General features: G+C 35.9%; 2 protein-coding genes. Both read right to left on the reverse strand.

The genetic code is table 11. From position 1 onward, the window contains the following. Positions 1 to 916: 916 nt before the first annotated feature. Positions 917 to 1,285, reverse strand: coding sequence for a DUF1823 family protein (locus F6K13_RS25560; RefSeq protein WP_124142854.1), 369 nt, complete (start codon positions 1,283 to 1,285; stop codon positions 917 to 919). A gap of 232 nt (positions 1,286 to 1,517) precedes the next feature. Further along, on the reverse strand, positions 1,518 to 2,549 hold the full coding sequence (gene gap / locus F6K13_RS25565) for a type I glyceraldehyde-3-phosphate dehydrogenase (RefSeq protein ID WP_124155081.1): 1,032 nt from the start codon (positions 2,547 to 2,549) through the stop codon (positions 1,518 to 1,520). Positions 2,550 to 3,131 lie beyond the last annotated feature (582 nt).

A 3,131-nucleotide genomic window follows, 5' to 3' on the forward strand; every position in this document is an offset into this window, starting at 1 on the left:
TCTAATTTTTTACTACAACCAAAAGATAAAGGTTGGATTCAACAAGCAAAAATAGAGAGTAGCTCGGATGTCATAATTTTGGAAAAAAATTCAGAAAAACTAGATGGATGTGTAGAAGATTAGTTCAATTTAATCAATCAATAGACATCTATAGCAATCCTAATTTTGGTTGTGAAAATGTGAAAAAATATCTGGCAATTAGGTAATATTATGTGCCCCCTTCTGGGGAGCTACGCTTACAGTAGAACAGTTATAATTAGGTTCATAGTTGTGCTTTAGCCCTAAGGCCAATATTTACAAGGGTTTTCATTCCGGTAGACTACAGTAAGGACGTTCCATGGAATGTCCCTATAGGGTGCGTGATTGTGATAATGTGGTTCATCAATATCAAAAGTTCTGTAAAGGGCTAAAGCCCAACTACAAACAAAAACTCCATTATAACTATTATTATAACTAATTAGGGTTTGCTGAAAAAGTCTTTTGGCAGGGGTAGGAGTCAGAAGTCAGGAGTCAACCCACCCCTAATCCCTCCCAGGAGGGGAAGTCAGGAGGAATTGGGGATTTAGAGGAGGTAGTCGGATATATTTATCCCTTTATTTTTTTGCCGTAGTTAGCCCAAAATCCTAACTTTTTGGTCGCTCAAGCTTAAAAAGTTGCACTTTTTTTTCGTTCTAAAAAGGCTAAAACCTTTATCTGTAAATGCTTTTAGATTTAATCAGCAATCCCTAAGTATCCGAACATAATATTATAATATCAAATTCGGTTGAACAACCTCACTTCTTGGCCATTATTAGATTTTTGACAAATCAAATCATTATTATAGTGAAAAAAATGTAGAAACATTCTATTGAAATGAAAGTCTCTACAATGTATGAAAATTTATAAAGATATTTACTACAATTTGATATAAAAAATATCAACGACTACTAATTTCCATGTAGCTTAAAAGCCAATTTGCCATAGTAGCACGGCGTGCTTGCACAGGAGTAAATTCTCCTATTTTATAACCTTTAAAACCTAACTTTTGCTTCAGTAACTGTTTATTTTCTTTAGGAATAGAACGAGTTAACTTGACAGTGGGCGGGCGAAATTCAATAAAATTAGGAGGTTCTAGATATTCATCTCGCCACTCTGGTGCGACACTAGAAGCATCCCATTTATCAGTATTAGCATCATAGCGATAACCAAGATAATACCAAACTAATTGATTAACAGTATGATCATCAATTTTTTCATCAATAATTGCCTGAATAGTTTCTTTATTCAGTGGTGGTAGTTCAGACATAAAAGCTGACTCCATTTAACTTATTTTTATATAATTATATTATGATATGGCACAAGGAAGAAGGAAGAAGGAAGAAGGAAGAAGAAAAATATTGGTGTTGTCTGACTTTTAAGCTTTTGATATACCAAATACAGTAATTACAACTGCTATACCTATGAACTAGAGAAACAAAAGAAGAATAAAATGTAGAGGCACTCCACGCCTCTACCATAATTGAATTATTGTTAGTTAGCTATTGACTTAAAATACCTTCTTTTTGTGCCATTGATAACATTAAATCTACTACTCGACAAGAATAACCCCATTCATTATCATACCAAGAAACAACCTTAAAGAAATTGGAGTTAAGTTCAATTCCAGCACCTGCATCAAAAATACTAGAGTGAGAGTCGCTGGTAAAATCAGTCGAAACTACAGGGTCTTCAGTATATCCAAGAATACCCTTCATCGGTCCTTCGGCAGCAGCTTTCATCGCTGCACAAATTTCTTTGTAGCTAGTTGACTTCTCGCTCTTGAAAGTTAAATCAACTACAGAAACATCTGGAGTCGGAACCCGGAATGCCATACCAGTCAGCTTGCCTTTTAATTGTGGTAAAACCAGAGTTACTGCTTTTGCTGCACCAGTAGAAGCGGGAATAATATTTTGAGCTGCACCACGTCCACCCCGAAAATCTTTTTTACTCGGACCGTCTACAGTTGGTTGAGTAGCAGTCATAGCGTGAACAGTTGTCATTAGACCTTCTGCCAAACCAAAATTATCATCAATAACTTTAGCAATAGGGGCTAAACAATTAGTAGTACAACTAGCATTAGAAACAATAGTATCTTCGGTAGGCTCGAATTGATCGTGATTAACAGCCATCAACAAGGTTTTTACCCTATCTGGATCTTTTGTTGGAGCTGAAATAATGACTCGCTTTGCGCCTGCTGCCAAATGATTTGAAGCACCGTCAAAAGTGGTAAATAATCCTGTAGACTCAACTACATAATCTGCACCTTTTTCTTTCCAGGGTAGTTCAGCAGGATTTCTAACTGATACACATGGAATCAATTTTCCGTTAATTGTCATACCATCATCTGAAGCTGACACATCTCCTTGGAAACGTCCATGAGTTGAATCATATTTTAATAAATAGGCTAGGTTTGGTGGTGGTACTAAATCGTTAATCCCAACAAACTCGATTAAGTCGGGATGGTTAAGTCCAGCACGGAAAACTAGACGTCCAATACGGCCAAATCCATTGATAGCTACTTTTAAGGCCATGGATACACTCCTTTATAATGAATAGCTGAAAGTCACTATAAGTATGACAAATGCTTGATTTGATTAGAACCTATCACGAAGATAATTGTTTCAAATATATTCTTTTCCATATTTTAAGAATCTTTCTGTCAAATGACTTAGGTTTTACGGGAAGCTTATGTCCTAGATTAAATAGATCCACTTAGCTACTCAGCAGGTCGAGTCCAAAATTTCATACTTGATAATATTTTTGACAGATAATACTGAGTTCTTAGAGAGAGGCTAATTATAACTGCGCTATCGGACATGGTATAAATCATCAAAGACTTGGATAGTGAAATAATCTTAAGCACTGTATTTGACATATCAAAAGCTTAAAATTCAGAAAACGCCAGATTTTTCCTTTTTCCTTCTGCAATAATACTAGCTCGATCTAACTTTGAGGTGGCTTCTGTCTGACAACCTCATCAATATCAGAATCAGAGGTAGTATTTTCTGTAGAATTAGCTTGATTTTCAGATGAACCATTGGAACCATTTGCAGTGACAGTGTGCTCGCGATCGCTATCTTTGATACCATCATCAACAGATTCATATCCATGAG

This window comes from Okeania sp. SIO2B9 (assembly GCF_010672505.1).
In the GTDB taxonomy this organism is placed as follows: domain Bacteria; phylum Cyanobacteriota; class Cyanobacteriia; order Cyanobacteriales; family Microcoleaceae; genus Okeania; species Okeania hirsuta.

Bases quoted from the DNA above. Each gene is read 5' to 3' on its own strand.
- gap (WP_124155081.1), bottom strand. From the start codon at position 2,549: ATGGCCTTAAAAGTAGCTATCAATGGATTTGGCCGTATTGGACGTCTA.
- F6K13_RS25560 (WP_124142854.1), bottom strand. From the start codon at position 1,285: ATGTCTGAACTACCACCACTGAATAAAGAAACTATTCAGGCAATTATT.